Origin of the sequence: Shewanella sp. (assembly GCF_051658185.1) — a bacterium.
GTDB lineage: Bacteria > Pseudomonadota > Gammaproteobacteria > Enterobacterales > Shewanellaceae > Shewanella.
The window spans coordinates 1-3969 of the sequence record NZ_JBOFMC010000013.1 but is presented as its reverse complement, the minus strand read 5'-3'; the positions used below and the strand labels follow the sequence as shown (position 1 = coordinate 3969).

At 49.5% G+C, this 3969-nt stretch carries 4 protein-coding genes and 1 pseudogene; 1 reads left to right on the top strand and 4 read right to left on the bottom strand.

Annotation, left to right across the window (positions count from 1 at the left end; translation table 11 throughout):
* The 4 genes from ACRCZA_RS00635 to hutW form a co-directional block, all read right to left on the bottom strand.
* A partial coding sequence (locus ACRCZA_RS00635) for a TonB-dependent receptor plug domain-containing protein (RefSeq protein WP_438672558.1) occupies window positions 1-761 on the bottom strand: 761 nt, incomplete at its 3' end.
* A gap of 85 nt (window positions 762-846) precedes the next feature.
* Window positions 847-1383 carry a pyridoxamine 5'-phosphate oxidase family protein gene (locus tag ACRCZA_RS00630; RefSeq protein ID WP_438672557.1) on the bottom strand — a complete coding sequence of 179 codons (537 nt, stop codon included), beginning with the start codon at window positions 1381-1383 and terminating at the stop codon, window positions 847-849.
* Window positions 1380-1898, bottom strand: a complete 519-nt coding sequence (gene hutX / locus ACRCZA_RS00625; protein WP_438672556.1) for a heme utilization cystosolic carrier protein HutX — start codon at window positions 1896-1898, stop codon at window positions 1380-1382. The genes ACRCZA_RS00630 and hutX overlap by 4 nt, the downstream gene beginning before the upstream one ends.
* Before the next feature lie 11 nt (window positions 1899-1909).
* Entirely contained in the window at window positions 1910-3283 is a 1374-nt protein-coding gene (gene hutW, locus ACRCZA_RS00620; protein ID WP_438672555.1) for a heme anaerobic degradation radical SAM methyltransferase ChuW/HutW, read from the bottom strand.
* Window positions 3284-3422: 139 nt separating this feature from the next.
* Here hutW and ACRCZA_RS00615 point away from each other — a divergent pair.
* Window positions 3423-3969 (top strand): annotated as a pseudogene (locus tag ACRCZA_RS00615) (hypothetical protein); the annotation flags it as partial.

Genomic DNA, 3969 nt, shown 5'->3' with positions numbered 1-3969 from the left:
TGATCGGCATTAAGTTGATAATAGGCTTTAGCCAGTAGGTTGTCTGAATCGTAACTTAAGGGATCGGCTTCGCCACGAGTATCCCCCGTCACATCAGCCCCACCATGAGTTTGTCGCTCATGACCTTTACGGTGAGTGTAAATAAGCATGGTTTCGAGATCGCCAGTGCGATTTGCCATCTCGGCGGAGCCTTTAAAACTGTCGTCAGCACTCGCGTAAGCGGTTTTCACCCCCAAGGCACTGCCCTCTCCCTCACCCAGAAGATCGGCGGGAGCCTTAGTACGCATCACCACCGCGCCGGCGAGGGCGTCACTGCCATACAAGCTGGAAATCGGGCCCTTGTTAACCTCGACCACCGCGAGCGTATCTAGCTCTATCGTATTGTTATATTTACGCATCATATCTGCCCCAGGGTTATAGCTTGCAGGCAGCTCGACACCGTCGATAAGGGTTTTAACATAGTTGGCATCACGGCCACGAATATTGACCCCCGCGAACCCAAAACGGCCATTACCGGATAAACTTACGCCGGGTTCATCGGCCAATGCTTGCTTCAGATCCTGTGCCATGGATTTTTCAATCTTAGTGGCATCCACACTGGTAACAGAAGCGGCAATATCGCGTACTTGTTGTTCTGAGCGCGTGGCCGATACCACAACTTCATCCAGATAATATTCCTCTGCCGCCAACACCGGAGTCGGCAGCACGCCTTGAGCACAGATAACCGCAATACAACAAGCTAGTTTGTTTGGTTTCATCATTCTTTCCTCGGGCCGCAGTGGCCCGCTCCCACAGGGCTGGCAGACCGCGACTCCAGTCGTCATTGATAGTGATATTAATTGGCCATTACACCGCAATGTGGCCTTTGATATTGCTTTCGTCGAGCGCCGTCACTTTAGGCAATTCGTCCGCATCAATTTCATAGGCCTTCCCAAAACCTTTGACATAACGGCCACGCAGCGGGCGCAAGCGGTAGAGGTTAAAATCTTGCAGTCCACTTAAGGTTCTGCTGGTTTCTCCGGCGCGATGATAGAGGGCATCCGTTACCGCTTGCCAAGTGTCAGTATCGCGCTCAACCAACTCCGCCAATGCGGTATAACTGAGACGACGTCGGGCAAACACATCTTTGGCACTCGCTTCATCATCCAAAAGAATGATACCTACTTTGTTGTTTTGTTTGAGATTCTGCCCATGATTTGCTAAATCGCTAATCAAAATGTAATAACACAGATCTTGGTACACGAAAGGGGCATAACTGGCATGCGCAAACCCCTCGGTATCGATACTGGCCAATTGCAAGCAAAGGCGGCTATCACGAAATTGCTGGATCTCTGGGCTAATGCGATCCTGTAAACGCTGAGTTTTATCAATCATATCTATCATGCACATAGTTCCTGTTTTAGTTGGTTAAACAATTCTTTTTGTTCTGGAAATAATTGACGTTTTTTGTCACGCCCGAGATAAACCTTGAACATACATTCCCCTTTGGCGGTGAAAAAACCGATGTAAAAACTCTCCATGCCGCGAAACGGCTTAGAAACAAAGGCGATGTCTGTTATCAGATCGATTCGCAGATGCCCATGCAGTTGCCCTGCTTTGCCCATCAAGTTGTAAAAACCGTGTGCCATTTTGCCCTTAGGAAAATCGGCTTTAACTTCAAAAATGGAGCCTGCAGCAGCCACAATGGTCGTGAGCCGGCCCCAGGATGGTAATTGGCTCAAAATATGTTCAGCCCGATCACCGGAGGTGAACTGCGCCATTGTTTCAGGTAAACAACGGGTGATCTCACCTTCGCTGGCATTGAGTTCTATTGCCATGATGGTCACTGGCGTGTGGGGATCGGTCGCCAGCATCGTGGTGACCCGTTGTGGTAGTGCATGATTAACGTCAATCGACATAGGATTTCCTCTTAAGCGGCAGTGGCCAGATTGGTCTGCAGCACTTCAATTAAGATTTGCGATAGGGTGACGGCCCAAAACTGGCCCGCCAAGGTGAGGGTGACATATTCATAGCCGCCTTCCGCCACGGGACTCGCGCTGAGGGTCACTAAACCATTACGCTGCCACGCCTCAAATAGCGGTTTAGCCGCGTTAAACGTACCTGCACCCGCAGCCTTATCCAGTGCAGCACTTGCCAGCACGCCTTTATCAAATGCGGCTTTAATACAGGCATGGCTACCATGATGCGGGTGGGTGCGCAGCAGCATTGGCACTGGGTATTGGCGTTCAGTAATAGATTGAATATATTGGTCAAGATTGCGGGTTTGCATCATCTGCAACCCATTTAAATTGCCCCCGCCACCGGCCCCAAGGGGCATAATCTCGGCAGTGGTTTTGGCTAAAGAATTGTAAATGCTGCGCTCACGGTTATCGTTCGCCCAATGACTGACGCTCACGCGGCGCTGATAGTGACGCTCCATAAAAGCGACACCCAAAGCGTACATGCTGGCTTTCATCTGCGTATCAGCTGGCATTGGCAATTTGCCTTGTTCAACTAGGCTGGCCATCGGAATGCCCTGCATCTCAAGTAACTGATATAAATCAACACCATGCACACCACTGGCTAGATAATCATTGAGATCCTGCTGCCAAATTTCCATGGTTTGGTGGGGCAAACCAAACAACAGATCGATCACAATCGGAGCAGCGTTATAGCTAACGTATTGGCTTAATTGCGCCAGCACATGCTCCCTATCATCCAAACGTTTAGCACTCTTACGCACTTGGGTATTAAAACTTTGTACACCAAAGGAAAAGCGGTTAATTCCCGCCTCAAGAGCCGCTTCAAATTTGTCCTCACTAAAGCGATTTACCCGACCTTCTAACGTAATTTCGCAATCGGGCGTCAGTGGAAATTGGCGCTTGATCTCCGCCATGATGCGCAGAATTTGCTCACCACTGAGATCTGTCGGTGTCCCGCCCCCGATATACACCGCCTGAAAGGGTGCGGCTTGAGCCCAGATGGATGTGGCTTTCCAGCGGATCTCTTCACAGAGACTTTCTACATAGCGGGCAATCAATGCCTTGCTTGAGGCGTACTGAAAAAAATTACAAAAGGTACAACGGACTCGGCAAAAGGGAACATGCAGATAAAGACATCTTGGTGTATTGGCCAAACGGGGTGGCGTTGCATAGGCCTGCATCAAGGTTGATTGCACCTGCTGCGCCGGCACTATGTGCGACATGCCGCCAGCATGAGCGGCGCGCTTTTTACTAAACGCAAAGCGCAGTGGATCGGGCGTATGCTGCCCTACCACTTCAGGATTGGTTAGATCAATTTGCATAAATGGGCTGCGAGTAAAGTGAATGATTGATAGCGATGTTATGGAAATTAATGATCAAATGCAATTGATAATTGATCTCATTCGTATTCGAGTGTAACCTTGCGTTAATTCTCGATATCGCAACAGAGTTGGAATTGGTTTGAATTTTTCTCGCTATCTTATTTGCGCCCTAGTTTCAGGGGCTTTGCACATATTTTACGGATTAGCCACGCCCGCCAAACCGGCTTTAGCCATTGGAGCAGAGCTGCCCGCCCACAGCATGGCCCTGTCGCTGATGGCATCGACTGCGCCTGTGGTGAAATTACATACTGCAACGGATGCGGAAGATAACGTCCTACCGCAACCTAAGCCTAAGCCTGCACCTGAACCTAAGGCTGCGCCTAAACCTCGCAAAATCGAGCCAACTAAAGAAATTCAAGCCAATAAAGAGTCGAAAAAACCGCCTAAAGCAATACCCGAAGACAAGGCACAATCTGTGCCTGCACCAAGAATTGAGCTTGTATCAAAACATGAGCCCACTGTTGCAAACCACCATCGCGTTAAGTTGGAACAAGAACAATTTCAAGATCATCAACCACAGTCGCTCGCCACAACGATAAACCAGAGTGCGGCTCAGCCTGTGATGCTAGAAAAGCCCAGTTTTAAGGTGAAACCCACCCCACCGCACTATCCCAGAGAGGCAAAAC